We start from the raw sequence: 26,275 nt of genomic DNA on the forward strand, positions 1-26,275 counted from the left end.
TGCAAAACCGTCGTATTGAACATGATTTGCCCTCCTGCTGTCGAGCACCCGGTCGCGCCAGCGCCGTCATGCGGCCGAGGACAATCTCACCGAGCAGGTCGGTGTGGCCTTCAATGTTGCGGGAGATGTCGCGGAGGGGAAATAGGTTCCGAGCTTGTTCAGGACCCGTTGGCGCGATTGAACCGCTTTTGATCAGGGGGAACCTGCCCACCCACGCATAGGATTGCGCGCAACGCGAGGCCCTGCTGCTTGGCCAGCCCGACCAGGGTTTCGAGCGCCCGGTTTCAGAGGCACCGCATCATCGGTCGCGAACAACACGTTCTTGGGCTGCGCCGCGCTGATGACGCGTTGAGATCGGACCTCTTGATCGCCCCGGTGTTGGACGGCGATCGAAAGGCTTTCCTGCACCATTCTCCTCGGCAATGCGCGCCGGCGGGTTAGCCAGGTTGAACACCAGGCGGTGCTGGAAGAACTCCTCGCCACAGAAGTGCTGGCAATAGCGCTTTCCAATCCAGCGCTCGCACGACCCTCATCGGAAAGATCGTGAGCTTTAGGAGGCCAGACCTGGCATCAGCCGGCTCGGCAGCGGGGCCGGCCTGGCTTGTCCTTGTAGACCGTGACGAACCGTTCATTGAGGAATGACCAGTCGATCGGCCGCGCCAGCTTCAGCAGCGCATGGTTCATGTCGATAATTGCGTCTAGCCACGAGCGCAGAAGATCGGCCTGTCCGCTGTCCCGTCGTTCCTTCGGTCGCATCGTCCATCCGTCGTGACGGAAACAAGACGCACCTCGAGAAATCCCAAAAATGAAATAGCTAGCTTTCAGAACGTCAGACCCAAAAAGTTTGCAATCTCAAACCTCGCACCGCCCCAAAAAACTTGACTCCCGCTCAATCGCAGTTCGTCATGGACGACTACCTAAACCTCATGCTCCGTTGCTCGGCAACGCTTACATCACATGGTGACGTTCCTCAAGACATCGAACGACGCCAATGCTTGGGAGCGACTCCGACCCTTGTCACGGAACTATCGCGAGTAGATGCTCAAGCAATATGGTCTCGGAAGACTGTCTCCGCCTTCTATCGCGCGATATACGGTAGCATGAATAACTTGCCCTCAGCGCTTCTCGTTCTCAACTTCGCGGGATGGAAGCAGCACATCGAAGCAGTGGAGCAACGCGCCTCTAAACAGCGGGCGTAAGCGCTCCACCCAGAACACCCATCACACTTGGTAGGTCCGTTTTCGTCAGTTCTGACGTAAGTAAGTCGAACAAATTTGGGAGATGTGCTCCTTGAAATGCAACCGGGCATTTGCCTGCTCTGAGAGCCATTCTCTCCGATTCAGAAAAGGCAGACTGCTTGCAGCGCTTACTCAGCTCTTTGTGAGCTCAATCCTGGGCTATGCGCTAACCGCTGCGGGGCGTTCTTCGAGCCACTTTCGTCGAGATGCATGATGGCAACAATGTACATGCGTAGGTTGGGGATCCCTTATACGGCAGCCGGACACAGCACGCGAGAATAATCCAACTGAACGGAGACAAGGCATATGCGAGCCAACGATGAAATGAAGCTCGGACTGTATCTCGCCAAGGTGGGATATCATGAAGGCGCTTGGCGCGATCCCAGCGCACCAGCTAATGGTGGAGTTGATATTGACCATTATACAGAGCTTACGAGACTTGCGGAAAGTGCGGCCTTTCACTTCGTATTTCTCGCCGATCACCAAGGCGTGATAGATGATCATGCAACCATAGCACGTGTAGGTCGTAACGATGGCTTCGAGCCAATTACGTTGTTGTCGGCGCTTTCATCGCAATCACAGCGCATTGGCCTTATTGCGACAGCAACGACGACCTACTATCAACCCTACCATCTTGCCAGGTTGTTCGCATCACTTGATCACCTATCCCAAGGTCGCGCCGGCTGGAACATCGTCACTTCCGCGATGGATCCCGAAGCGCAAAATTTTGGCGAAAAGCGGCTTCCAGATCACGACACGCGTTACGCTCGAGCGAGCGAGTTCGTGGAAATAGTCAAGGGTCTTTGGGACAGTTGGGAGGATTGCGCTTTCGTTCGCGATAAGCGGACTGGTATTTACGCAGATGCTTCGAAGCTGCATGTGCTCAATCACCGGGGAAACTATTACTCCGTGAAAGGCCCCTTGAACAGCGGTAGGCCTCCGCAAGGTTACCCGGTGTTGGTTCAGGCTGGTGCATCCAGTGCGGGAATAGCGTTCGCCGCAGGACTGGCAGAGGTTGTCTTCACCGCCGAGCCGTCTCTCGACAACGGTAAACGATACTACGCAACTCTCAAACAGAAAGCGCGAGCATGTGGGCGGGATGACGATCAGGTTCTAATCATGCCAGGCATTGTTCCGATAGTTGGGAGCACTAAGCAAGAAGCGTCTGATAAGCTTGAAAGACTACGGTCAGATACGCACGTTGACGTTCAAATCGGGGCGACAAACCTTTGGCTGGGGTCTGTCATCGATCTGCGTTCAATGGATCTCGACTCATTAGTGCCCGAGACTTTGCCGCAAACGAATTCCATACAGAGCCGTCAAAAGGTGCTAGTCGATGTTGGAGTACGGCAGAAATTGACTTGGCGACAACTGATCCAATTAATATCAGATAGCAAAGGCCACCTCATGGTTGTTGGAACGCCAGACGAGATTGCGGACGCGATGGTGGCCATGTTTGACCAACATGCGGCTGACGGATTTAACGTATTGCCCGCGACTGTTCCTGGCGGTCTCAAAGATTTTGTTGAGCTCGCGGTCCCGGAATTGCGCCGGCGAGGGAAATTCAGATCCAAATACTCAGGACAAACCCTAAGAGAGAACCTCGGTCTCAAGCGGCCACCAAATCGATTCGCGCAAGCAAGTGGAAACAGTCACTAACGAAAATTCAAGGACGGTCTCGACACAGGAAGTGTTGCTGCGCCTGGGGCATTGTCGAGGAGAGGCCGTGTGACTCGTGTGCGTCTTGGCCTCCATTGCGCACTCGGGTCATCCTGAGGTTGCGTCAAAATCGTGGGCGAGCAGAGGGGGAAGCTTTGCCCAACTGGGCACGTCATCGATTTATACCCCAATATGGCGAGGATATGGTGGCTACATTGGGTTGTAGATTATGTTGCGCAACCAGGTACCTGATGGCGCTTATTAACCAGTAGGTCACGCCACATAATTTTGAATGGCCAGGAGTCTCGCCCGTCATGTTCGTTGACCTGCTGGTCAGTACGATCAGGCTGGCCCATCCTCGCGACAGTATGGAATAGCGATAGCCCTGGTCGACTTTCTAGCAGTCGTGGCAGGCGACTTTTCCCGCCCCGTCGCGATCAACCTTCCGTTGTAGCCAAGCGACTTCTCGCGTCGGAGTAATGTCCTCGCCTCGCCTCGCGTGGGCAGGCCGCCGCAGCATGCGAAGCCGCCTGTGATGAGTCAATCAGCCGCTCCCGCGGCTGGGGAAAGTCTGACGTTCAGCGCCCTTGCGCTGCCGAGGATCATCAAACAATCTGGAAGGATTAGATCACGTACTCGCCTGTGAATGCCCCGCGGTGTTACCAGCAGACCTGCAATTCAGCTCCGTCCCGGCTCTCAACTAGATCTTCTGCACTCTATCATCCAAAAGGCGCTTTGCATAATCTATCGCGCGCAGATCAGTCTTGACAACGAGTGCCTAGACAAGTGGCCTCTACTCGCGAGATGTTCGCTCCAGCGAAATGAATGTAAAGGTTAAAGAATCGCAGCCGTCCGATGGACCATCTGCGAGAGAACCATATTCTCTTCAGCCGTGGGTAGACCTGGATCAGGCCAAGGTCCTCATAGAGCCCAGCGTATGGAAGTCGTGTATGAAATGGTGACCGATGCACATGGAGGACTCCAGCTGTTTGCGCTGATGAGCGAGCCCGCAGGTAGGCTTTCTATCGAGGCAGCTGGTGCTGTCCTAAAGCGATATGCAGGCGGCTGCGGGCTAATGGTTGGCTGGCTGCCCGATGTCCAGCTGGCTCGCAGTGTGGTGATCGGAGGTGGTGTTGTCGGCACGCACGCTGCGCGTATGGCAGCCGACTCCAGGGCGGAGGTTCCATCCTTGACTGCTGGACTCTTCAGCTTCGCAAGCTCGATAAACTGTTCAAGAGGCGCGTTCGAGGATATCAACAATCGATGCTGTTGAGGAACAGGTCTTCGTAGCAGTTTCGTTACTTGGCGCGGCACCAGTTCCCGGTGCCGAGCGCACCAACGCTGGTTAGCCGCAACCTGTTTGGCTCGTTCCGCAAGGGCTCAATCATCGTGGATGTTGCGATTGATCGGGGCGGATGCTTGAGCGATCGCCGGCGACGCACGGATCCAGCTAGGAGCTAGAGAGCGTCATCCGCTAGTGTCCCGACTCACAAATTCGCAATCGTAGATTCGCGTTAGATTCGCGCCGCTGTGGCAGACTGGAGGCTGCAACAGCGACGGAGGATCCGATGGCGGCCGAGCGACTTGCGCCCTTGATATTGAGCGATGATGAGCGTGCTGAACTTCAGTCGCTGATAATGCGGCGAAAGACGGCGCAGGCGCTGGCTCTCAGAGCCCGGATCGTGCTGACCTGTGCGGAAGGCGGTCAGAACAAAGAAGTGGCGGCCAAGCTGGGCCAGGAGCGCGGGACGGTAGGCAAATGGCGGCGGCGCTTTGTGGGGCAGCGCGTGGCCGGGCTGCACGATGGAGCCGCGCTCGGGGCACCGCGCACCATTGACGATGGTCGCATCGAGGCCGTGATCGTGAGAACGCTGGAAAGCTGTCCCGAGAACGCCACTCATTGGAGTTCTCGCGGTATGGCAAAGGCCAGCGGCTTGTCGGTGTCGACGGTGCAACGTATCTGGGGGGCCTTCGGGCTCCAGCCGCACCGGCTGGAGACATTCAAGCTCTCGACCGATCCGAACTTCGTGGCCAAAGTGCGCGACGTCGGTGGCCTTTACGTCTCGCCGCCGGCACACGCCATCGTTCTGTGTGTAGACGAAAAGTCTCAAATCCAGGCGCTGGACCGCAGTCAGCCGATGTTGCCGATGCGTCCCGGCCAGCCGGCCCGAAGGAGCCACGATTACAAAAAGGCACGGCACCACATCGCTGTTCGCCGCCCTCGACATTGCGACCGGACGGGTTATCGGCAAGTGCTACGGACGGCACCGTGCCGCCGAGCTCCGCAAGTTCTTGGACGAGATCGAGGCCGCTGTGCCGCGCCAACTCGAGGTCCATCTCGTCATGGATAACTACGCTACCCACAAGACCCCGCTGATCCGGAAATGGCTGGCTAAACGGCCGCGCTGGCATGTGCACCTGACCCGACCAGTTCGTTATGGCTCAATCAGGTCGAGCGCTTCTTCGCGCTTCTTACCGATAAGAAGATCAGGCGCGGCGTCTATCGCAGCGTAGCCACCCTCAGGGCGGACATCGCCTCCTTCATCGAACGACATAACGCTGATCTCAAGCCGTTCCGGTGGACCAAGTCAGCCGACGACATCCTTGCTTCCATCGAGCGCTTCTGCCGTTACAATGCCCCGGTACAACACGACGCGATGTTGCGAACTTCTGGTTTAGGACACTAGTGCGTCGCGAACTCACGTCGAGGCAGACTCTGAACAACGCGAAGCCGCCCTTTGTGCTTGGCTCTCGCCACAAAGGAATTGCTCGGAAACCGAATCTACATGCCCGCCTGAACGTCTGCCGGGGGGCGGTCGCCTACAAGGCTGTGGCCGAGAGTCTCGGCCTATTATTCTTCCCGATCGAACTGGACGCAGCCTCATCTCGGAGGTTCTCTAGGGGAAGTTTCCTACCTCAAACCGTGACCGCTTCACCGCTTCTTCGGTGTGGCCTATTTTGTGGTCAGTGCAAAAGAGTCTTCCGTGAAGAACCTCCCAAGCCATTGAGCGGGAGTCGATTTCTGGAGCGGAGAGAGGTTTGAGATTGCAAGCTTTGGGGCTTTGAGGACCCAAAAGCTTGCAATTTCATTTTCGGGATTCCGTCGAATCGCGCGTCGTGATTCCGTGGTGGCATCGGGAGGGAACGATGAAGCCGAAGGAACGACGCGACAGCGGACAGTCCGATCTTCTGCGCTCCCGGCTGGACGCGATCATCGATATGGGTCACCCGCTGGTGAAGCTTTCGCGGACGATCGACTGGTCGTTCCTCGAGCAGCGGCTCGGGGCGGTCTATGAGGACAAGCCAGGTCGGCCGCCGCTGTCGACGCGGCTCATGGCCGGATTGGCCATTCTCAAGCACACCTACGACCTCTCCGACGAGGTGTTGTGCGAGCGCTGGGTGGAGAATCCTTATTACCAGTTCTTCTGCGGCGAAGAGTTCTTCCAGCACCGCCTGGTGTTCGATCGCTCCTCATTGACGCGCTGGCGCCAGCGCATGGGCGAGGAGAAGCTGCAAGCCCTGCTGCAGGAGAGCCTTGCGGTCGCCACCAAGACCGAGGCGATCAAGCCGTCCGATCTCAACCGCGCCATCGTCGACACCACGGTGCAGCCCAAGAACGTGATGTTCCCGACCGATGCCAGGCTCCTGAACCGCGCCCGTGAGATCCTGGTGCGGCTCGCCAAGGCCGCCGGCATCACGCTGCGTCAGTCCTACGGGCGGGTCGGCAAGTTCGCGCTGATCAAGCACCAGCGCTATGCCCATGCCAAGCAGTTCAAGCGCGCCAACCGGGCCTTGAAGACGCTCCGAACCTATCTGGGTCGCGTCATCCGTGACATCGGCCGCAAGCTCGGTGGCAACGCTGACCTGCTCGGTGGGATCGGGTTGGAGCGCATGCTGGCGCGGGCGCGACGGGTGCTTGAACAGAAGCAGCACCAGCGTGGACCGAAGGTCTACTCGCTGCACGCTCCGGAGGTGGAGTGCATCGGCAAGGGCAAGGCCCACCGGCCCTACGAGTTCGGGGTCAAGGTTTCCGTTGCCACCACGCTATCGCACGCCAGGGGTGGCCAGTTCGTCACCCATGTGAAGGCGCTGCCCGGCAATCCCTATGACGGCCATACACTCGAAACCGTCATCCCGGACATGGAGGCACTGATCGGCAACATCATCGAGCGCCTTGTTCTCGACAAAGGTTATCGCGGCCACAATGCGCCACCCGACTACAAGTTCAGGGTGTTCATCTCAGGGCAGAAGCGGTGGGTGACACCGAAGATCAAGCGCGAGCTGCGCCGGCGTTCCGCCGTCGAGCCGGTCATCGGCCATCTCAAATCCGAGCACCGAATGGGCCGCAATTATCTCTGGTATCGCGAGGGCGACGCCGCCAATGCCATCCTCGCCGCCGTCGGCTACAACTTCCGCCGTCTGATCCGGTGGCTCGCTCTCTTGCTGTCCCAAATCCTCGTCCCGATCACGCTTCGACTTCAGCTCGTCACCGGCTGAAATCGGCGTTCTTCACGGACGACAAAAGAACTTAGTCCCGAGAAACCGTGTGGTGTCCGCCGCTCAATCCGTATGCAGGCGGTTGTCTAACGGCTGACGGTTTTCGAACGCAAGATCGAGCATCACTTCCTGGCGTGCTCGGCAGGTTCATCATGATAGGAAAGTCGCCGCTAGCTCCGCGGACGGCTTGGCATCTCGATGAATCGAGTGGACAATCCGCCGATTATTGATGCCTGACAAGGACACCTAGCCGATTAGGGCGATCTTTGATTTTGCTCAAGGTTGGCGCTCGGGCGCCCTGCCTCGGCCAACTCTTCAACTCCGATGAGCCCTCGACCACGCACCAATTCCTTCGCCGTGCGATCACGCTCATCGTCGTTCCGGCGCACCGATCCAAATGGCCGTTCGAGCATGCGGCGGACACGTATGGGCTCTGGGCCAACGTGGAAAGCCGCTGCCCGTTCATCTAAGGCTCGCTCCGACTGCGTCGAGCGGTTGCGTTGTCGTAGATAATCCAGCCATGTCGGACAGTGATAGCGCTCAGTCCAAAGTTCGGGGTCTGCGATGTCACGGGCGATAGACCAGCCATAGCCACCCGTGCGCTGGCGAAATAGTTGCACGTCCTGCATCACATTGTGAAACGCGCGCGCATTCTCTCCCGATACGCGGTATTCAATCTCGACCACAAGTGGGCCGCTGCGACCAGAAAGTTCAAGCCGAACTTCGGGATCTGCCAGCATCTCCGCTTCGTGCTCACGAGCGCTGATGCGCGGCATCGGCAGCCAGAGCCCCAAGACCGGTGTCACAAGCATTAAACCAGCCGAAATCAGGAGGCTTGTTTGTACACCCATGACATCGGCCAGATAACCCCAGGCCCAACTGCCAATGGCAATTCCGCCCGATCCGGCCGCCTGATAGGCCGCGAGCGATCGACCGGCGACCCAACGCGGCGCCGCCAATTGTACCCCAATGTTGAACAGCGCCCAGGCGATCATCCACACGGCGCCCGCGAGGAACAGCGCAACAGCCGTCAATACCGGCGCTAGGCTCAGCGCTACTGCGGTAACTGCTGCGCCCATCGAAAGAGCACAGGCTCGGATTGCTGCTTCGCCAGCCATGCGCTTGCGCAGCTCCGTGATGTTGAGTGCTCCCACCACGGCGCCGAGGCCAAAAGCGCTGAGCATCGTGCCATACGTCTGTGCGCCGCCATGCAGCAGGTCGCGAGCTACAAGCGGCATGAGCGCAATAGTCCCGCCTCCGATCACGCCCATCACCATGGAGCGCACCAGCACGATCATGATCGACGGCGAATTGATGATATAGCGCACACCTGAAACGATAGCGCGACTGAGCTTCTCAGGCGGCAAGCGACTCGGAACAGAGATGCGGTTCCATAAGAACAGCGCCGCGATCAGTGGGAGATAAAGCAAGGCATTAAGCGCGAATGCAGCTACAGCACCCGCGGTTGCGACCACGATACCGCCGATGGCCGGCCCCACGCTTCGCGCAATCTTGTAGCTGATACTGTTCAGCGCCACCGCCGCCGGAAGGGTTTCCAAGGGCACTTGCTCGCTGACCGAGGATTGCCAAGCAGGATCCATCAGGGCCATGCCGCTTCCGACTACGAAGCACAATGCCAGCAACAAATTCGGAGTGATTAAGTCAAGCGAAGCGAGCGCTGTCAGTGCGGATGCGCCGGCGAGGGCGATACCGACCGAGACCAGTGCAACGATACGCCGGTCGTGCATGTCGGCCATCGCACCGGCCGGCATCGAGATCAGCATGACCGGCAACATCAAAGCGGTCTGCACTAGGGCGACCTTGTCGGCCGATGATGTCATCTGGGTCATTGCCCAAGCTGCGCCGACGCTCCGAATGAGGGCGCCCAAATTGGCAAGCACGCTCGCTATCCAGATGCGACGGAAGGTGAGGAACCGGAGCGGTGCGGTGATGCCATCAGCGCGAAGCGTCTTCCGCCTGGACGAATTGATCATCTCGGTCCTTGCCCGGCATCCGACCGTTGGATTGCCGCCGCCATTGATGGCCTAAATAGGAAGCGGCAAGAGACTTCGTCCGATGTGCGCAGCTCGCGTACCAAGGTCTTACAGCAATAGTCAACGACCCGACTCTGCGACGGAACATGATCCTGCCCGCCTCGTGCGCGACAAATCCCTGGCGTTGCGAGTGGAACCTGCGACAGAGCCGTGACTGAATGCGGCGTGCCCTCGGTAAGCGGACTTGCCACTCTCGCGGCATATTCCGGCCGCCGCGATTCCAACCTCGACATTGATGTTGTTTGTCGTGAGCAGGGGACATCCGCGCTGCCGCCATGGAACTCCAGAGCAAGTGGAGCTACTTCATCAAGTGAAGCGCAGAGGAACTTGTGCCCAGTTCTTATATTTTGCATCGTCCCGTCAGACTGGATGGCTCATGTGATTGATTGATGAGCCACTTGGTCGAGCTGGCCGCTTTGAAATGCATCCGAAAGGAAACCGCTCAAGAAAGCGTGCTAGCAAGCAGAGTAGAGCAACGGGGCGGTTGTTTTTGGCGTTTTGGGCGAATGCGCGATGAAAAACCGCTCGAAGACTAGCCCGAGGGAGGAGCGCCACGTTCACTCATCGGACGGAGACTCAATCGGAATGGCAAAACCTGTCTTCACACGATCCATTATGACCATCGTTTTGAAGCCTTTGATATCCGAGTTCTCATAGAAGAAGCGGCGCGTGAACTGCTCATAGTCCTCCATGGTTCGGGCGGTGATGTAGAGAACAAAATCGGCGTCGCCGGTGACGTAAAAACCGTTGACGACCTCAGACGAGGATTTGATGGCTTTCTTGAATTTGTCGATGATGTCCGAACGCTCTCGTTCGAGGCTTACTAGCACAAGCATCTGGATGGGTCTTCCTACGGCCCTCGCGGAAACGATCGAAACATCGGCTTCAATTATCCCGTCCGAGCGAAGGCGCTTCAACCGGCGCTGACATGCCGTAGCAGAAAGCCCAGCCATCTCACCGATGACCTCAGAAGTGAGCCGGTTATTCTTCTGGACGATCTCCAGGATGCGGGCGTCTATCCGGTCGTATTGCATAATTGGCTCCAGCCTTCAGGTGCATTCCGTCGCGAAGTGTATGTGCGTTGCAGGAAATCGTCCGAGCTGCGGGGAAATGCGGCGCAAATCTCCATGCGCTATCAGTATCCTGATTGCATGGGCAATTTCAACAAATGACCGCGTGGGGCCACGAAATGACGTTTGAAAGTAGCAGGCACAAACGTCCGTACTCGGTCGGTCTGACTAGCAGGTATCTGCAAAATCTGCGCCGTCGTGATTTTCTATCTGGAGCGGCACTCGTCGACGGGCAATGGGTACCCGGCGGCGAGCGGGACCACGTAATCGATCCAGCGACGGGCGAGGAGATCGCGGATGTTGCTCGTTGCGGGGCCGCGGAGATGGAGCTGGCGATAGCTGCGGCCGAGCGGTCATTTCCTATGTGGCGGGAATTGCTGCCGACGAGGAGAAGTGCGATTCTCCGCAGCTGGGCCTCATTGATGCTTGAGCACGAGGAGGAACTCGCGATCCTGGTGACCAGCGAGCAAGGTAAGCCGCTTGCTGAGGCGCGTCAGGAAATAGCGTACGGTGCTGGCTTTCTCGAGTGGTTCGCTGCAGAGGGGGAGCGGGCATACGGAGAGACTATCCCGAGCCATAAGCTTGGAAGCCTTCTTCACGTGCGAATGCAGCCAATAGGGGCCGCAGGGGCGATAACCCCGTGGAATTTTCCTGTAGCGATGATTACCCGGAAGGCGGGGGCTGCGCTTGCTGCCGGATGTCCAATCATTGTGAAGCCTGCTCCCGAGACGCCGTTATCCGCGCTGGCGCTGGCCAGGCTGGCCGAGCAGGCCGGGCTCCCGCGGGGCGTGTTTCAGGTGCTCGTCGGAAATCCGATTGAACTTTCGATGCCGTTGTTGAGCGATACGAGAATACGCGCTCTTTCATTTACGGGTTCTACGGAAGTGGGTCGTTTGCTTCTTGAGGGAGCAGCCGAGAGCGTCAAGAAGGTGTCACTCGAGTTGGGTGGGCATGCTCCTTTTCTGGTGTTTGACGATGTCGATCTTGAGAAGGTCGTCAAGGGTGCGATGGCGGCAAAATTTGCTACGTCTGGTCAGGACTGTTTGGCTGCCAACCGTATTTACGTGCAGAGAAGCATTTATGGCGCCTTCGTTGAACAGTTTGCCGCCGGGATAGCCCAGCTCAGAATGGGCCATGGGCTGGATCCTACAACAGATATCGGGCCAATGACGAAGTTGTCAGTCGCCGAGAAGTGCAGGTCACACATTGACGATGCGGTGAAGAAGGGTGCGCGTGTTGTCTCGCCGCAGCAGGGCGCGAGCTTAGGTCAAAATTTCATTCCTCCGACCTTACTTAGCGACGTCACTGAAAACATGCTCATCGCTCGCGAGGAAACATTTGGACCGGTGGCAGCCGTGCTTCCATTCGATTCGGAAGAAGAGGTTATCGCTCGGGCAAACGCTAGCGAAATGGGGCTCGCTGGCTACGTCTACACGGACAGTCTACGTCGAGCGATGCGACTGTCAGAGCGTATCGAGTGCGGCATGCTCGGTGTCAATACGGCTTCGTTCACTGGTCCGCCGATTCCCTTCGGAGGATGGAAGCAGTCTGGGCTCGGTCGCGAAGGATCGCGACACGGATTGGTGGAATTTATGGAACAAAAATACGTCTGCTTCGGCGACCTGGCGGCTTAGGAGAGCGACATGATTGACATCAAGACCATTGCTGAACGGGATCGCTCAAGCGTGCTGCATCCTTTCACCCAGCTTAAGGAGTTCGCCACTGGTAAGATTGGTGATCCGACGATCGTTATCGGCGGAAAGGGCATTCATATCAAGGACGCAGAGGGACGCAGCTACATTGACGGGTTTGCTGGCCTTTACTGTGTAAACATCGGCTACGGTCGGACGGAAGTGGCCGAAGCCATTGCGCGACAGGCGTACAGCTTGGCTTACTACCATACATATGCGGCGCACACGACCGAAGAGCTGGCCACCCTTTCGGACCGCCTCGTGCGCATGGCGCCTGGTAAGCCAAGCAAAGTGTTCTTCGGGCTGTCCGGATCGGATGCCAACGAGACTCAAGCAAAACTCGTCTGGTACTACAATAATCTACGTGGGCAGCCTAAAAAGAAGAAGATTATCTCGCGTGAGCGCGGGTACCATGGTTGCTCGGTGATCTCCGGTTCGATGACCGGTATGTCATTCTATCACGACTACATGGACCTGCCTTTCCCGGGCGTTGTCCGTACAGGTACGCCGCATCACTATTGGGGAGCTGAACCCGGCGAGACGGAAGAGGACTTTTCTCGACGGCGAGCGGCGGAGCTCGAACAGCTAATCGTGCGAGAGGGTCCAGAAACAGTCGGTGCTTTTATTGCTGAGCCGGTGCTCGGCACGGGTGGCATAACGCCGCCGCCCGCGGGTTACTGGCGCGAAATCCAGACGGTGCTAAGTCGGTACGACGTCCTCTTGATTGCCGATGAGGTCATCTGTGGATTTGGTCGAACTGGCGCGGACTTCGGGAGCACGCTGTACGGGATTGAACCAGATCTTGTCACAGTCGCCAAAGGGCTGACATCCGGGTACATGCCGCTCTCGGGAGCTATTGTCGGCGAGAGAGTTTACAAGGTCATGGAGGACGCCGCCGATCGCGTCGGAGCATTCTCCCATGGATATACTTACTCTGGCCATCCCATCGCGGCAGCAGCCGCCAATGCGGTGCTCGACGTCGTCGAGAAGGAGCGACTAAGCGATCGCGCCCGAACCGTCGGCGCGCACTTCCAAAAGCGGCTCAAGGAAAGATTTGCACAGCTGGAAATCGTCGGGGAAGTTCGAGGCGTGGGCTTGCTCGGCGCAATCGAGTATGTCGCCGACCGGCAGACAAAGCGGCGATTTGATCCGGAGCTGAAGATCGGTGCCCGCATCTCGAAAGCGGCTCGTGATCGGGGGCTTATTGCACGAGCGATGCCGCATGGAGACATTCTTGGCTTCGCACCGCCTCTCGTCGTTTCTGAGGCTGAGATCGACGAAATCGTTGAGCTGGCTTATCAAGCGACCAAACAGGTGATGGACGAATTGTCGAAGAAGTAGGCAAACTTGCGGCGCAGAAAAATTTCCGTGCTAGCCCAACCCTGTGATTGGCAAGTTATGTTCCCGCAAAAGTGGATGCTGCATGGGAAGCCGTATATTCGCCTTGCTCGCCGGGCCGTTTTCGAGTGCAAATCGCGTGAAGTGATCGAGAGCAATCTGGGAAAGCGCAATTAGCAGGCGCACATTCTTGCAGCAAGCGGCCAGAATAGATTCTCATTCCGTGATCCAAAAGGTGTTGAGGGCGAATTCGCAGACTGTCCAACCTGGAGCGACACACCTTCGAATTCCCCGGCCCTTTCTGGCAGAGCGAAGAGCCGGGCAGCGCAATTCGCTGCGCGCGCCGCGTTCAGAAGCAACATCTGAACGCTCCAAGCAGCCTGCATACATTCGGACACCGGCCCGGAGATCGACCTCTTCCTCGATGCCGGCGAAGTGTCACCCGCGCTGACGGCGCGCTGATTTTAGTGCGATGTCATTGACAACTGGATAGTTGACTTTCTTATTCTCCGCCGCGATGAGCACGAAAAGAAGTGGTCTCCTGCGCGCGGCCCAAATCACAACGCGCTCTGGCGCACTGCGACTTGGGTTCGCGCACCAGTATGTTCGCAGCTTGGCTCGTTGGAAACGGTTCGGCAATGAAGTGTCATTTCCCATCGGCGGGTTCTCTGGAATCCTGCGTGATTGCGCGAAACTCGCTGAATTTCTGCGTAACTGGTCCGATTTAGTCGCAGGTTTGCGCGGTTCTTGCCACTAAATCGTTTCTACGATCTCGGACATGACTCTCGGCCGGACCAGCGTTGTCGCTCGCAGAGCGAGCACTTCTTGCGCAATGGATGATCAATCATCATTAACAGGCATTTGATGCGGAGGTGATTCAGGTGAACGATTTTCTCAACCATGCGGAAGTCCGGCGGATCGCAAAGCGGCGACTGCCGCGCGGCATCTTTGAATACATCGACAGAGGTACTGAGGACGAGAATGCGCTGCAACAGAATCGTCTCGCCTTGGATGCAGTGCGGATAACTCCTCGCGTCCTGACGGGCGGCGGTGCTCGCACCCAAGCTGTCTCGCTCTTCGGCGAAACGTACGAAGCGCCGATTATCATCGCACCGACAGCATTCGCCGGCCTAGTAAGATATGAGGGAGAGCTCGAATTGGCGAGAGCAGCCGCCTCGTGTCGCGTGCCATTCTGTGCCGCAATGGAGGCGATAACGGCAGTAGAAGAGATTGCGGCAGCAAGTGCTGTTCCGATTTGGTTTCAGGTCTATCTCTGGGACAAGGAAGAAATCTGGCAGGATCTGATCGAGCGGGCATGGACAAATGGCGTTCGGACATTGGTTCTGACGGTCGACACGCCCGTTAATGCAAACCGAGAGTTTAACACTCGCAACGGCTTTGGCATGCCGATTAGATATTCGGCACGAAATGTGTGTGATGTAGCTCTCCATCCGCGCTGGGCAATAGGCGTCCTTGCGCGCTATCTCGCGACAGGCAAAGCGCCGTCGTTCGCGAACTATCCCGCCGCGTATCGGAACAGCATATTGAGAAAGGGCTCGACTCGTACATTGCGCCATGAGACGTATCTTGCCTGGGAGAATATCCGTCGGCTGCGCGATCTCTGGCGGGGGAACCTTGTTCTGAAAGGCATCTTGCGATCCGATGATGCCATTCTCGCCGCAAAGGTCGGCGTCGACGGCATCGTCGTCTCCAACCATGGCGGACGTAATCTGGACAGCGCCGTGACGCCCATTGAGGTGCTGCCGGAGATCGCCGACGCCGTCGGCAGCCAGATTACTGTCATTGCGGACAGCGGTATTCAGCGAGGCAGCGATATTCTCAAGCTCCTTGCAATGGGAGCAAAGGCCGTCATGATCGGGCGAACTCTACTATACGGAACGGCCGTCGGCGGAATGCCAGGAGCCAGCCGAATGATCGGCATCTTGAAACGCGAGCTTGACGTTGCCATGGCCATGTGCGGCTGCAAGGACATTCGCCAACTGGACAGGAGCCTGCTCGTGATGCCGGGTTGCGCCGATAGTTCGAAGCCGGGAGGCGGAGTCTAGCGGTCCGCACGTGAGCTCTGGCTCGATCAGTTTGATCTGGCGCGCGCTGCGATCTATTCTGGCTCCCGCCAACAGGCGATTTGGACTGTGTTCAATCGCAACTGTGCAGCCTACAATGCTGCGAAGCCCGCCGGCGCGCCTGTGCAAACACCTCCTCGCGAAGTCTGAAACATCAAATTCGGTGATCATGGATTTCGAGGCGCACCGGCGATCGCGTGCAAGGATAGTGGGCATCGCGGCAGGCCGTAACCTAGCTGGAGCAGAAATTTCTCAGAGACGGCGATGACATTGGTGAAGACACCAACCGAAGCTCGCGCGGGGCGATTCTTGTTTTATGGGATTGCGTGTGTGGCCTTCAAGGCGTCATTCGCCATTCCGTGGCCAAGCATATGCCGAGGCTTGGCGGCGTTTTCGGCCACAGGCCGCCGGTTTTCGAAATCTGCTGATGATCTGAGGCTCCCTGTCGCGTCTCTAGCTTCGCAAGGGACATAAAGTTGCAATTTCGGCCATCGGACATGGCACATAGAGCTGGCTCCGCAAATTCGGACAGTAGCTTGAGTGGATTTTCTGCCTGACAGCGGCGAGGATTCTCGCCGCGAATCAGGAGCGAAGATGACGAAGAGGAGTCGCCGGACGCATTCTCCGGCATTCAAGGCGAAGGTGGCTTTGGCGGCCGTGAAGGGGGAGAAGACGTTGGCCGAGCTGGCGCAACTGTTTGATGTCCATCCGAACCAGATCACGACCTGGAAGAACCAGCTCCTGGAAGGCGCCGCCGGCGTGTTTGGGCAGGACAAGGGACCGGCCGAGGCGCCGGTCGATTTGAAGGCGTTACATGCCAAGATCGGCGAGTTGGCCTTGGAGAATGATTTTTTAGAGAGCGCGCTCACCAAGGCGGGCCTGCTGAGCGCAAAGCGATGATCGACCGCGACCATGATCTGCCTGTCGTGCGCCAGGCGAAAGTCCTGAGCCTTGCTCGCAGCACGGTCTACTATGAACCTCGGCCGGTTTCGGCCGAGGACCTTGCCTTGATGCGCCGGCTCGATGAGCTGCACCTCGATTATCCCTTCGCAGGGGCGCGCATGCTGCGATCGCTGTTGCGGCGTGAGCGCGTGCAGGTTGGCCGCCGCCACGTCGCGACGCTGATGAAGCGCATGGGGATCGAGGCGATCTATCGCCGCCCGAACACGAGCAAGCCCGCACCGGGCCACAAGATCTACCCGTACCTGCTGCGCGGATTGAAGATCGAGCGGCCGAACCAGGTCTGGGCAATGGACATCAGCTACATTCCGATGCGACGTGGCTTCGTCTACCTCGCGGCGGTCGTCGATGTGTTCAGCCGGCGGGTCCTGGCCCATCGCGTATCGATCACGATGGAGACGATGTTCTGCGTTGAAGCGCTCCAGGAGGCGTTGGCGAAGCACGGCAGGCCCGAGATCTTCAACACGGATCAGGGCAGCCAGTTCACGAGCGTCGACTTCACCAGCGTGCTGCTGGACGCCAAGATCGCTATCAGCATGGATGGCAAGGGCGCCTGGCGTGACAACGTGTTCGTCGAGCGGCTCTGGCGCACGATCAAATACGAGGAAGTCTATCTGCGCGCCTACGACAGCGTGTCCGAGGCGCGAGCGTCGATTTCCAAATATCTGGCGTTCTACAATCGGGGACGCCCGCACTCGAGCCTTGACGAACGCACGCCCGACGAGGCTTACTTCGGCGTGCAAGCGATGGTGATGGCCGCATGATCGTCGCCCGCGATTTTGTCGTCGCTCTGGTCGGGCTACGCCCTCCCGACGCAACGACAAAATCGCAAAGCCCCGCAGTCAGTGTAACCCGGCAGGAATCCACTTAAATTCCGCGGGGCGCTGTCCAAACAACCGGAGCCAGCTCTCATCGACCATTTTCAGCGCTCATTGGATGATAATATTTAAGTGACAGAAAAAATAAGTTGAACGCAGGGTCGCGGCGTATAGTCCGGGGGGATGTGTCAACTGGTTGACCTCAGTCTCATGCAGGCAGTACCCCGCGACCTCAAACAGGTCGCTCGAAAGCTGCATTCCATCAAAGCGACGTCGTAGCTTGTGCTAGTGTCCCGAGTCACAAGTTCGCAATCGTAGATTCGCGTTAGATTCGCGCCGCTGTGGCAGACTGGAGGCTGCAACAGCGACGGAGGATCCGATGGCGGCCGAGCGACTTGCGCCCTTGATATTGAGCGATGATGAGCGTGCTGAACTTCAGTCGCTGATAATGCGGCGAAAGACGGCGCAGGCGCTGGCTCTCAGAGCCCGGATCGTGCTGACCTGTGCGGAAGGCGGTCAGAACAAAGAAGTGGCGGCCAAGCTGGGCCAGGAGCGCGGGACGGTAGGCAAATGGCGGCGGCGCTTTGTGGAGCAGCGCGTGGCCGGGCTGCACGATGGAGCCGCGCTCGGGGCACCGCGCACCATTGACGATGGTCGCATCAAGGCCGTGATCGTGAGAACGCTGGAAAGCTGTGCCGAGAACGCCACTCATTGGAGTTCTCGCGGTATGGCAAAGGCCAGCGGCTTGTCGGTGTCGACGGTGCAACGTATCTGGGGGGCCTTCGGGCTCCAGCCGCACCGGCTGGAGACATTCAAGCTCTCGACCGATCCGAACTTCGTGGCCAAAGTGCGCGACGTCGGTGGCCTTTACGTCTCGCCGCCGGCACACGCCATCGTTCTGTGTGTAGACGAAAAGTCTCAAATCCAGGCGCTGGACCGCAGTCAGCCGATGTTGCCGATGCGTCCCGGCCAGCCGGCCCGAAGGAGCCACGATTACAAAAAGGCACGGCACCACATCGCTGTTCGCCGCCCTCGACATTGCGACCGGACGGGTTATCGGCAAGTGCTACGGACGGCACCGTGCCGCCGAGCTCCGCAAGTTCTTGGACGAGATCGAGGCCGCTGTGCCGCGCCAACTCGAGGTCCATCTCGTCATGGATAACTACGCTACCCACAAGACCCCGCTGATCCGGAAATGGCTGGCTAAACGGCCGCGCTGGCATGTGCACCTGACCCGACCAGTTCGTCATGGCTCAATCAGGTCGAGCGCTTCTTCGCGCTTCTTACTGCGGATTGAACGAACCCGCTACGCGGGAGTGGAGGCAAGCCTGCTGTACTGAGGTGTCCTGTCTGAGAGGATGTTGGTCTTCGCACCACCCCTCTCAAGACAGGAGACCCAGATGGCTACGATGAGCCCTCTTCGGCAGCGTATGATCGAGGACATGACGGTCCGCAATCTGTCGCCGTCAACTCAGCAATCCTATATCTATGCGATCGCAAAGTTTAGCCGCCATTTCGGCGACGCCCCGGACCGGTTGAGTTTCGAGCAGGTCCGTGCCTACCAACTGCACCTCATCGGCCAAAAGCGTTCGTGGTCCCACATCAATCAGGTGGCCTGCGCGCTGCGGTTCTTCTACGGCATCACACTCGGGCAGACGGAGGCATTCGAGCGGATCATCGGCGGCCAGAAGCCCGACAAGCTCCCCCTCGTGCTTAGTGCCGAAGAGATCGAGCGCTTTCTGGACGCGGTTACAGGGGTGCGCAACCGCGTCGTGCTGGCGACGGCTTATGCGGCTGGCTTACGGGTTAGCGAGGTCGTACGCCTGAAGGTGAGCTCGATCGACAGCAAGCGAATGTTGATCCACATCGAGAACGGCAAGGGCGGCAGAGATCGTTACGCGATGCTTTCTCCTCGGCTGCTGGATATTCTGCGTGCGTACTGGACGCGAACACGGCCGGGGCTGTGGCTATTTCCAGGCCAAGACCCAAGCGAACATGTCAGCGTCCGCTGCGTCCAGGCGGCCTGCCGCGCCGCCCGCCGACGCGCTCGGATTGCCAAGCCGATCACTGTCCACACGCTCCGGCACTCCTTTGCGACTCATCTCCTGGAAAGCGGGATCGACATCCGCATCATTCAGGTCTTGCTCGGACATGCCGACCTCGGATCGACCGCCCGCTACGCGCAGGTTGCGACCAATCTGCTCGCTCGCACGACCAGCCCATTCGATGGGCTCTCCATCACGGTGATCCCACCCCACTAAGCCGCGCATATGCGCCCCGTGCTTGAGGTGGCGGACATCTTCCGCCGCCACGGCGCTGCGTTCCGTACCGCGCAGGGCTCTCGGCTCACATCCGACCAGCGCCGTGTGATGGCAGCCATCGAGGCGTGCCGCACAGCGACGCTCGGCGGCCATGTCGAGCGGTGCGACGACTGCGGCCTGGTTCGCGTCGCGTACAACAGCTGTCGCGATCGGCACTGTCCAAAGTGCCAAGGCCTCGCGCGCGCCCAATGGCTCGCCGATCGCCAAGCCGATCTGCTGCCGGTCCCCTATTTCCATGTTGTCTTCACCGTGCCGGCGCCAGTAGCCGCTATCGCGCTGCAGAACAAGGCGGTGGTCTACGACATCCTGCTCAAGACGGCGGCCGAGACGATCCGTCTCATCAGCGCCGACCCGAAGCATCTCGGTGCCGAGACTGGGATGATCGCCATTCTCCACACCTGGGGGCAGACCCTGACGCATCATCCGCATGCCCATTGCCTCGTGCCGGGCGGCGGGATTGCCCCTGATGGAAGCTGGGTTGGCTGCCGCTCCGGCTTCTTCCTTCCCGTTCGCGTCCTGTCACGATTGTATCGTCGGCTATTCCTGGAGCGCCTCCAGGCGGCGTTCGATAGCACCAAGCTCCAGTTCTTCGGCCACCTCGACCACCTGAGTGAAGCGGCTGCATTCGCCCGCCATCTAAACGCCCTCCGCAAGGTCAAGTGGGTCGTCTACGCCAAGCGTCCCTTCGGCGGACCAGAACAGGTTCTGGCGTATCTCGGGCGCTACACCCATCGCGTTGCGATCGCCAACGGCCGGCTCATCACCTGTGAGCAGGGCCACGTCCGCTTCCGGTGGAAGGATTATCGCGCCGGCAACAAATCCAAAGTGATGACGCTCGAGACTGACGAGTTCATCCGTCGCTTTCTGCTCCACGTATTGCCGAAGGGGTTTCGCCGCATCCGTCATTTTGGCTTCCTGGCGAACGCCTGCCGCGTCGCCAAACTCGCGCGCATCCGAGCGGCGCTAAAGGCGCCGCAACCACCTCCGCCTGCCGAAGCTGTCGACTATCGTGAGCGCTGCGCCATCCTCATTGGTCACCGCCTCGACTTGTGCCCCATCTGCGGAGGCCGCATGGTCGAGATTGGGCCTGTGCCGCGTGCGCAAACGCCGCGACGCGCAGCACCTCGCTGCGATACATCATGACCGACTACCTCGACTTGTTCGCTCCCACTGCAGGCATCGCCATGCCGACGTTCTCCGTCGGAACGATCAAGCACGCTCAGAACGCGCGGCGAACGGGCGATAGTCAGCCGCTTGGGCTTGACGCGCCGTTCGACGCTATCGACGCCGGCATCCTCTGCTGCCAACATCAGCGGCAATCTGCGGCCACACTCGCTCGCGGGCCCGACATCGGGTCAATCGCGCCTACCGGCGCCTAGATCGAGCCCCCATAGGTCCTCGCTCACAAGACGCGGCTTCGTTCAATCCAGCTTCAAATAGGTCCCGCGCTGGACTTGCGGCGAGATCTGCGACGCGGGACCTATTTGAACCCTCCAGTATTCCGGGATGATGTCGCCCGGGTGTACCGATTTGAAGTCGCCCGGGGATTCCGAGACGATGTCGCCCACCTCTCCGATTTGATCTCGCCCGGGGGCGAGGCGTTCTGGCCGGTTGGTTCTCTGGCATCGGTCAAGCCGCGTGGTCAATCTGGAATCGGGGCTTGAATCTGTTTTTCTTCTGCTGCGGTTGCTGTGGGCATGTGGGCAACGCCTTGGAGACTGGGCAAGAACGTCTCGCAAAGCCTGACAGGATCAAAGTCGGGGCAGCCAGAGCAGTCCGTGCCGGGCAGCCTCTGCTTCTACGAGTCTATATCAGCCGCGTTCTGTTGATATGGAATCACGCCAGCCCTCGCGACTACTTGGCCAGGCTCGCGATGAACCCCTGAATGCCGAATATGCTTAGAACCCGGGTGAAGTTATAGCTCAGCACCATCAGGCTGCACTCTCCACGCACCTTGTCAAAGCCACGCAGCAAGAAATGTCGGTATCCAGCGCGGCACTTAAGTGTACCGAAGGGGTGCTCGACCACGGCGGAACGGCGTCGCATCATTGCACCGGCATCGCGCATCCGGGCCAGATGTCGTTCGACAACGTCCTCATGCTCCCAGCGGTAAACGATCCGCAGCTTCGCCTTTTCCGTCAGGCAGGCCGCGCGCAAAGAGCAGGAGCCACAAGCAGCAACGCGGGCCGCATAACGGATCTGTAATTTGCCGGCAGCATCCTGTTTGCGACCATTCATCAGCTTGAGCCGTTCTCCTGCCGGACAGTGGTAGACATCGGTATCGGCGTCATAGTGGAAATCACCACGACCAAAACGTCCCTGTGCAGCGAGGCGCTGATTCCGTTCCGCTGGCGGGACATAGGCCGTGACCGCATCCGCTTCGCAGGCCCTCAACGTCTCACCGTTGTAGTATCCCGCATCAGCCACTGCCGTCAGTGTCGTGACCCCAAGTGCCGCCTTGGCCGCCGCCGCCATCGCATATAATTGGCCACTATCATTGCCGTCATTGACCACCTCGCTCGCGACGATCAGCTTGTGTTTTTCGTCGACAGCGAGCTGCACATTATATCCGGCGACTGTGTGGCCTCCCTTCGTCAGGAGGCGAGCGTCAGCGTCTGTGCGCGACAACTGTAGCTCACCGTTCCCTTCCAGGCGATCGAGATCCGCCTTAGTGCGGGTTCGTCTCTCCATCAGTGCTGCCAGCTTTTCGGGTGTCGGTAGCTCTCGTATGCCTTTGCAATCGAGCGACGAGGGCATCTGCGCGGCTTCAACCGCATCGTTCGCCTCTAGTGCGTTTGCATAGGCTTCTATGTCGCATTCGAGCGCCCTGAGGCGCTCCGCTAGCTTCCTCTGCGTGGTGATGCTCGCTTTGCTGGCATCGCCACGAAAGAAGGCGCTATCGATGGCCACGAGTTCACCGCCAAGCAGATCGAGCGTGCGCGCCAGAAAGACGAAGTCTCTGTTCGCGGCCTTCAACGCCGCCCCGTTCTCCTTACGGAAATTGGCTATGGTTCGATAGCCCGGAACGAGCCCGCGCAATAGCCAGATCAGTTCCAGATTGCGCCCGGCCTCTCGCTCGAGGCGACGCGAGGAGCGGATTTGATTGATATAGCCGTAGAGATAGAGCTTCAGCAGATCTGCCGGATCATATGGCGGCTGTCCCGCTCCGCTCTGGCGCCCAGCGTGTCGAAAACCAAGTGCGACCAGATCAATGTTGGCAACGTAGGCGTCGATTGCCCGCACCGGGTTAGTCGCATCGACGTAGTCCTCGATACGCGGTGGCAGGAGGCTGGTCTGCTCGCGGCATGAACCGCGTTTGAATGCACGAATCGTCATGCGAAGAATCGTACACCATCGCGCATCCAGGATTCTTGCCCAGTCTCCTTGGCGTTGTCCAAGCGAAGCGGCATGTCCACAGCGCCACGGGCTCAGGCCTTTCGGGCGGATTGCCGGGTTCGACGCAAGCTTTCGCCAGAGAGATCGAGCCGATGGGCGTTGTGGACGAGGCGATCGAGGACGGCGTCGGCGTAGGTGGGGTCGCCGATGAGCGCGTGCCACTGGTCGACCGGGAGTTGGCTGGTGACGAGGGTGGAGCGGCGGCCGTAGCGATCCTCCAGGATCTCCAGGAGGTCGTGGCGGGCGCCGGCATCGAGCGGGGCCAGGCCCCAGTCGTCGAGGATGAGCAGATCGACGCGGCCGAGCGCGCGCAGCAGGCGCGGATGGCGGCCGTCGCCGCGGGCGAGCGCCAGGTCATCGAACAGATGCGGGACGCGCTGGTAAAGGACAGAGCGATTGTCGCGGCAGGCCTTGTGGCCGAGCGCCGAAGAGGTAGACCGGTGATCGACCGTGCTCAAGGCTGGCGCGCTGCGCCACCGCCTTCGGCGGCTGCCGGCCTTGACCACGCCCGATCACCGGTCTGTTGGCTTTGCAAGCGCTCGGTCGAGGACCGAGCGCGATATCGGCGCGCTCGAAATGCCCACCCGTTGTGCGACCGGCTTCCTTCGCTCCCCCTGGCTAGGGAGCAAAATAGATGAGGCAACGAGAGGTCTCTCGGGAACATCGCTACATGCGGCAATACGCGCTCTCATCCTGATTGTCGCGCTATACGCAGATCAGCAGGTTGGCGTGGTCGTCGATCCAGCGGCCCTCGACGAGGCTGGCGAAGAGCGCGCGATCGAGACCGCGCGGGGTGCGGTAGTCGACATCCTCGACACAAGCCTGCTGGCGCAGCTTGGCGTGACGCAGGCGGGCGGCGAGCCGCTTGTCGTGACGCAGCGAGACTTCGCGTTCGAGCAGCAGCGCGAGCCATTCGGCGTGACCGAGGCTCGCGGCCTCGCCGGTGGCCTCGATGTCGACAAAGGCTTTGGCCATGCCGTGGAGGCCGAGCGCGTTGAGCCGGTCGAAGGTCGGATGGGTGAGCAAGGGATCATCTCCTAATTGTAGTAGCGCGGTCCGCGGATGTTGGAATGCAGGATCGGCAGGTCGTCCGCGGAACGCTGGGGAGCAGGACGCCGATCGAGGTTGTTGGCGAGGATCGATCTGACCGAGCCATAGGTGCGCGCGCCGATGTCGATCGCCCGCGCGGCTGCCGCGTCCAGGCGCTCGCGTCCGTAGGACGCGGCGAGCCTGAGGATGCCGAGACAGGCGCGGAACCCCTGCTCGGGGTGCGAGCGCTCGTCGAGAATGAGGTCGCACAATGCGCTGGTCGCCGGGCCGATCGCGGCAGCGTCCTGACGGATGCGCACGATGGTCCAGCCGGCATAGCGGCGATGGCTGGAAGCCATATGCTCCGGCGCGGTGGTGTGCTTGTGATTGCCACTCATGCGCTGATGCGCGGCAATCCGCTCGCCCTTGTGGAAGATCTCGACGGTGCGAGCGGTGAACCGCACCTCGACCTCGGCACGCGCGAAGCGATGTGGAACGCTGTAGTAATGCTTCTCGACCTCGACGTGGTAATCGAGGCTGACGCGGCGGATACGCCACTCGGCGAGCACGTAGGGGCTCGCCGGCAACGGCTTGAGCGCCGGCCGGTCGACCTCCTCGAGTAGCCGGCGGCGCGTCACGCCGAGCCGCCGGATCGGCCGCTCCTCGTTGAGCCTGGTGAGCAACTCGCCGATCGCCGCGTTGACCTCGGCGAGGCTGTAGAAGACACGGTGGCGCAGGCGGCCGAGCAGCCAGCGCTCGACGATGAGGACAGCCTGCTCGACCTTTGCCTTGGCAAAAGTTGTCGACTGCAGGTCATGCGGGTACGACCCCGCAAAAGGTGCGGATCACGCACCCCCTTCCATCCGCTCTGCGGTCGCAAGTTCGAGCTGATCTGTCGGCGCCGTCATTGGGGCGAAGACCGGGTGGTCTATGAGGGGGAGAACGGTCGACTTTGTACGATCGCGAGCGCATGGACCGATATCGATCCACCCGATGAGTTCCGGCTGATTGCTGCGGGTAGAGCAGCCTTTTGCGCGGTTGATCTGTTGGCGCTTTGTGACTCGCTAGACCGGCTCGCGGAGAGCATGGGCGCCCGTAATGCGTAAATCTAAATACGCCGCATGTGTAAGGATAATAACGCCATGCCGTCGACGCGGTGCGGCGTATTACTACGCTGCTAGCCGCGATAAATCTTCATATGGCGTCGACATCTCCATTGACACTCAACATATAGAGGCGTATTTATATTTACGTAAGATTGAGGCCGAGCATGGCCAGGGCGAAGAAGCGGGATCCGAAGAGCGAGGCGCTGGCGCAAGACGGCGTCCTCAATCCAAATCCGGAAGCCGTCCGCGACCCCTCGTTCGTCAGCAACCCATTCTTCGATGCGAAGGACCTGGTGCAGGTGCGCTACGAGATGGTGCGACGTCACCAGGTCGACGGCGTTGCGATCAGCGAGGCCGCCGAGACATTCGGCGTGACGCGCCCGACCTTCTACAAGGCGCAGAGCGCCCTGCAGACCACCGGGCTTGCCGGCCTGTTGCCGAACCGGCGAGGCCCCAAAGGCGGCCACAAGGTCTCCGCCGAGGTCGTTGCGTTCGTCGCCGCTCTCAAAGCTGCAAGACCCGAACTAACGACGTCGCACTGCCTAGATGCGATCTCGGCGCGGTTCGGCGTCAAGGTGCACCGACGCAGCCTGGAGCGGGCGCTGGCGCGCAAAAAAAAACGACTCAACCCAGCTTGATCGTCGCGCCTGCGGACGCAGCGGACAGCTACGAGAAGCTACGCGCCGCCGCATTACGTGCCGAGTTCACGGCCTGCCCTGGTCTCACCATTCTTCGTCGACGGGGATTGGCAGCGTGGATCCGAGCACGCGGACAGGAGGTCGATACCAAGGCGGCCTGCTACGACCATCGGCTCACGCACTCGGCCCCAGACAATCCGTCGCCCGCAACAAGCGACGTCACGCGCCTCATCGCCGGCATCCTCGTCGCCATCGCAATGGAGCCCTTCCATGCCTGAGCTTAAAATCACTGCCGACCATCTCAAGCGCGACGCTTACCTCTATGTCCGCCAATCGACTCTTCGCCAGGTCGCCGAGCACGGCGAGAGCACCGAGC

The 26,275-nt window shown here is 59.5% G+C and carries 18 protein-coding genes and 5 pseudogenes; 16 read left to right on the forward strand and 7 right to left on the reverse strand.

All coding sequences use genetic code 11. The features are described 5' to 3' along the window. Nucleotides 1–570: 570 nt before the first annotated feature. The gene (locus ACR9YP_RS09890; protein WP_474221221.1) at nt 571–756 is read right to left on the reverse strand and encodes a hypothetical protein; all 186 of its coding nucleotides are present in this window, start codon (nt 754–756) and stop codon (nt 571–573) included. 788 nt (nt 757–1,544) lie between these two features. On the opposite strand from ACR9YP_RS09890, the gene ACR9YP_RS09895 reads away from it, so the two are divergent. The 5 genes and pseudogenes from ACR9YP_RS09895 (at nt 1,545) to ACR9YP_RS09915 (ending at nt 7,394) form a co-directional block, all read left to right on the forward strand. Continuing rightward, complete coding sequence (locus ACR9YP_RS09895; RefSeq protein ID WP_474219566.1) at nt 1,545–2,897, forward strand: LLM class flavin-dependent oxidoreductase; 1,353 nt, start codon at nt 1,545–1,547, stop codon at nt 2,895–2,897. Nucleotides 2,898–3,972: 1,075 nt separating this feature from the next. Beyond that, complete coding sequence (locus tag ACR9YP_RS09900; RefSeq protein ID WP_474221015.1) at nt 3,973–4,170, forward strand: hypothetical protein; 198 nt, start codon at nt 3,973–3,975, stop codon at nt 4,168–4,170. A gap of 50 nt (nt 4,171–4,220) precedes the next feature. Continuing rightward, entirely contained in the window at nt 4,221–4,358 is a 138-nt protein-coding gene (locus ACR9YP_RS09905) for a hypothetical protein (protein WP_474221016.1), read from the forward strand. A gap of 107 nt (nt 4,359–4,465) precedes the next feature. Continuing rightward, nucleotides 4,466–5,584, forward strand: a pseudogene (locus ACR9YP_RS09910) (IS630 family transposase). A gap of 460 nt (nt 5,585–6,044) precedes the next feature. Beyond that, the gene (locus ACR9YP_RS09915) at nt 6,045–7,394 is read left to right on the forward strand and encodes an IS5 family transposase (RefSeq protein WP_474218974.1); all 1,350 of its coding nucleotides are present in this window, start codon (nt 6,045–6,047) and stop codon (nt 7,392–7,394) included. Nucleotides 7,395–7,648: 254 nt separating this feature from the next. On the opposite strand, the gene ACR9YP_RS09920 is transcribed toward ACR9YP_RS09915, so the two are convergent. Then, nucleotides 7,649–9,388: an MFS transporter gene (locus ACR9YP_RS09920; protein ID WP_474219567.1), complete on the reverse strand. Its 1,740-nt coding sequence runs from the start codon at nt 9,386–9,388 to the stop codon at nt 7,649–7,651. Nucleotides 9,389–10,005: 617 nt separating this feature from the next. Continuing rightward, nucleotides 10,006–10,482, reverse strand: coding sequence for an Lrp/AsnC family transcriptional regulator (locus tag ACR9YP_RS09925; protein ID WP_474219568.1), 477 nt, complete (start codon nt 10,480–10,482; stop codon nt 10,006–10,008). 155 nt (nt 10,483–10,637) lie between these two features. Between ACR9YP_RS09925 and ACR9YP_RS09930 the strand changes: the two genes are divergently transcribed. The 8 genes and pseudogenes from ACR9YP_RS09930 (at nt 10,638) to ACR9YP_RS09965 (ending at nt 21,109) form a co-directional block, all read left to right on the forward strand. Beyond that, nucleotides 10,638–12,152 (forward strand): NAD-dependent succinate-semialdehyde dehydrogenase, encoded by a 1,515-nt coding sequence (locus tag ACR9YP_RS09930; RefSeq protein WP_474219570.1) that lies wholly within the window; start codon nt 10,638–10,640, stop codon nt 12,150–12,152. A gap of 9 nt (nt 12,153–12,161) precedes the next feature. Further along, nucleotides 12,162–13,550, forward strand: a complete 1,389-nt coding sequence (locus ACR9YP_RS09935; RefSeq protein ID WP_474219571.1) for an aminotransferase — start codon at nt 12,162–12,164, stop codon at nt 13,548–13,550. An 878-nt stretch (nt 13,551–14,428) separates the two neighbouring features. Beyond that, nucleotides 14,429–15,613, forward strand: coding sequence for an alpha-hydroxy acid oxidase (locus ACR9YP_RS09940; protein ID WP_474219573.1), 1,185 nt, complete (start codon nt 14,429–14,431; stop codon nt 15,611–15,613). Between the two features lie 612 nt (nt 15,614–16,225). Continuing rightward, a protein-coding gene (locus ACR9YP_RS09945) for an IS3 family transposase (protein WP_474219526.1) occupies nt 16,226–17,355 on the forward strand; the annotation gives its coding sequence in 2 pieces (ribosomal slippage) (nt 16,226–16,487 and nt 16,487–17,355; 1,131 coding nt in all). Between the two features lie 433 nt (nt 17,356–17,788). Next, nucleotides 17,789–18,697, forward strand: a pseudogene (locus tag ACR9YP_RS09950) (IS630 family transposase); the annotation flags it as partial. 112 nt (nt 18,698–18,809) lie between these two features. Continuing rightward, nucleotides 18,810–19,670 carry a tyrosine-type recombinase/integrase gene (locus tag ACR9YP_RS09955; RefSeq protein ID WP_249757261.1) on the forward strand — a complete coding sequence of 287 codons (861 nt, stop codon included), beginning with the start codon at nt 18,810–18,812 and terminating at the stop codon, nt 19,668–19,670. 9 nt (nt 19,671–19,679) lie between these two features. Further along, nucleotides 19,680–20,873, forward strand: coding sequence for an IS91 family transposase (locus ACR9YP_RS09960; protein ID WP_474218828.1), 1,194 nt, complete (start codon nt 19,680–19,682; stop codon nt 20,871–20,873). Further along, on the forward strand, nt 20,870–21,109 hold the full coding sequence (locus ACR9YP_RS09965) for a hypothetical protein (protein ID WP_474218827.1): 240 nt from the start codon (nt 20,870–20,872) through the stop codon (nt 21,107–21,109). The genes ACR9YP_RS09960 and ACR9YP_RS09965 overlap by 4 nt, the downstream gene beginning before the upstream one ends. 475 nt (nt 21,110–21,584) lie before the next feature. On the opposite strand, the gene ACR9YP_RS09970 is transcribed toward ACR9YP_RS09965, so the two are convergent. From ACR9YP_RS09970 to ACR9YP_RS09985, 4 genes and pseudogenes are all read right to left on the reverse strand, one after another. Then, complete coding sequence (locus ACR9YP_RS09970) at nt 21,585–23,066, reverse strand: IS1182 family transposase (RefSeq protein WP_474219575.1); 1,482 nt, start codon at nt 23,064–23,066, stop codon at nt 21,585–21,587. A gap of 92 nt (nt 23,067–23,158) precedes the next feature. Continuing rightward, nucleotides 23,159–23,551 (reverse strand): annotated as a pseudogene (locus tag ACR9YP_RS09975) (ATP-binding protein); the annotation flags it as partial. A gap of 285 nt (nt 23,552–23,836) precedes the next feature. Further along, a pseudogene (locus ACR9YP_RS09980) lies at nt 23,837–24,152 on the reverse strand (ATP-binding protein); the annotation flags it as partial. Nucleotides 24,153–24,163: 11 nt separating this feature from the next. Beyond that, nucleotides 24,164–24,946: pseudogene (locus tag ACR9YP_RS09985) on the reverse strand (Mu transposase domain-containing protein); the annotation flags it as partial. Between the two features lie 24 nt (nt 24,947–24,970). Between ACR9YP_RS09985 and ACR9YP_RS09990 the strand changes: the two are divergent. The 3 genes from ACR9YP_RS09990 (at nt 24,971) to ACR9YP_RS10000 (ending at nt 26,177) form a co-directional block, all read left to right on the forward strand. After that, nucleotides 24,971–25,261 carry a DUF5372 family protein gene (locus tag ACR9YP_RS09990; protein WP_474221011.1) on the forward strand — a complete coding sequence of 97 codons (291 nt, stop codon included), beginning with the start codon at nt 24,971–24,973 and terminating at the stop codon, nt 25,259–25,261. A gap of 164 nt (nt 25,262–25,425) precedes the next feature. Next, nucleotides 25,426–25,899 (forward strand): helix-turn-helix domain-containing protein, encoded by a 474-nt coding sequence (locus tag ACR9YP_RS09995; protein WP_474219539.1) that lies wholly within the window; start codon nt 25,426–25,428, stop codon nt 25,897–25,899. Further along, complete coding sequence (locus tag ACR9YP_RS10000) at nt 25,896–26,177, forward strand: hypothetical protein (protein ID WP_474219540.1); 282 nt, start codon at nt 25,896–25,898, stop codon at nt 26,175–26,177. The genes ACR9YP_RS09995 and ACR9YP_RS10000 overlap by 4 nt, the downstream gene beginning before the upstream one ends. Nucleotides 26,178–26,275 lie beyond the last annotated feature (98 nt).

It is taken from the genome of Bradyrhizobium sp. BR14999 (genome assembly GCF_056106085.1).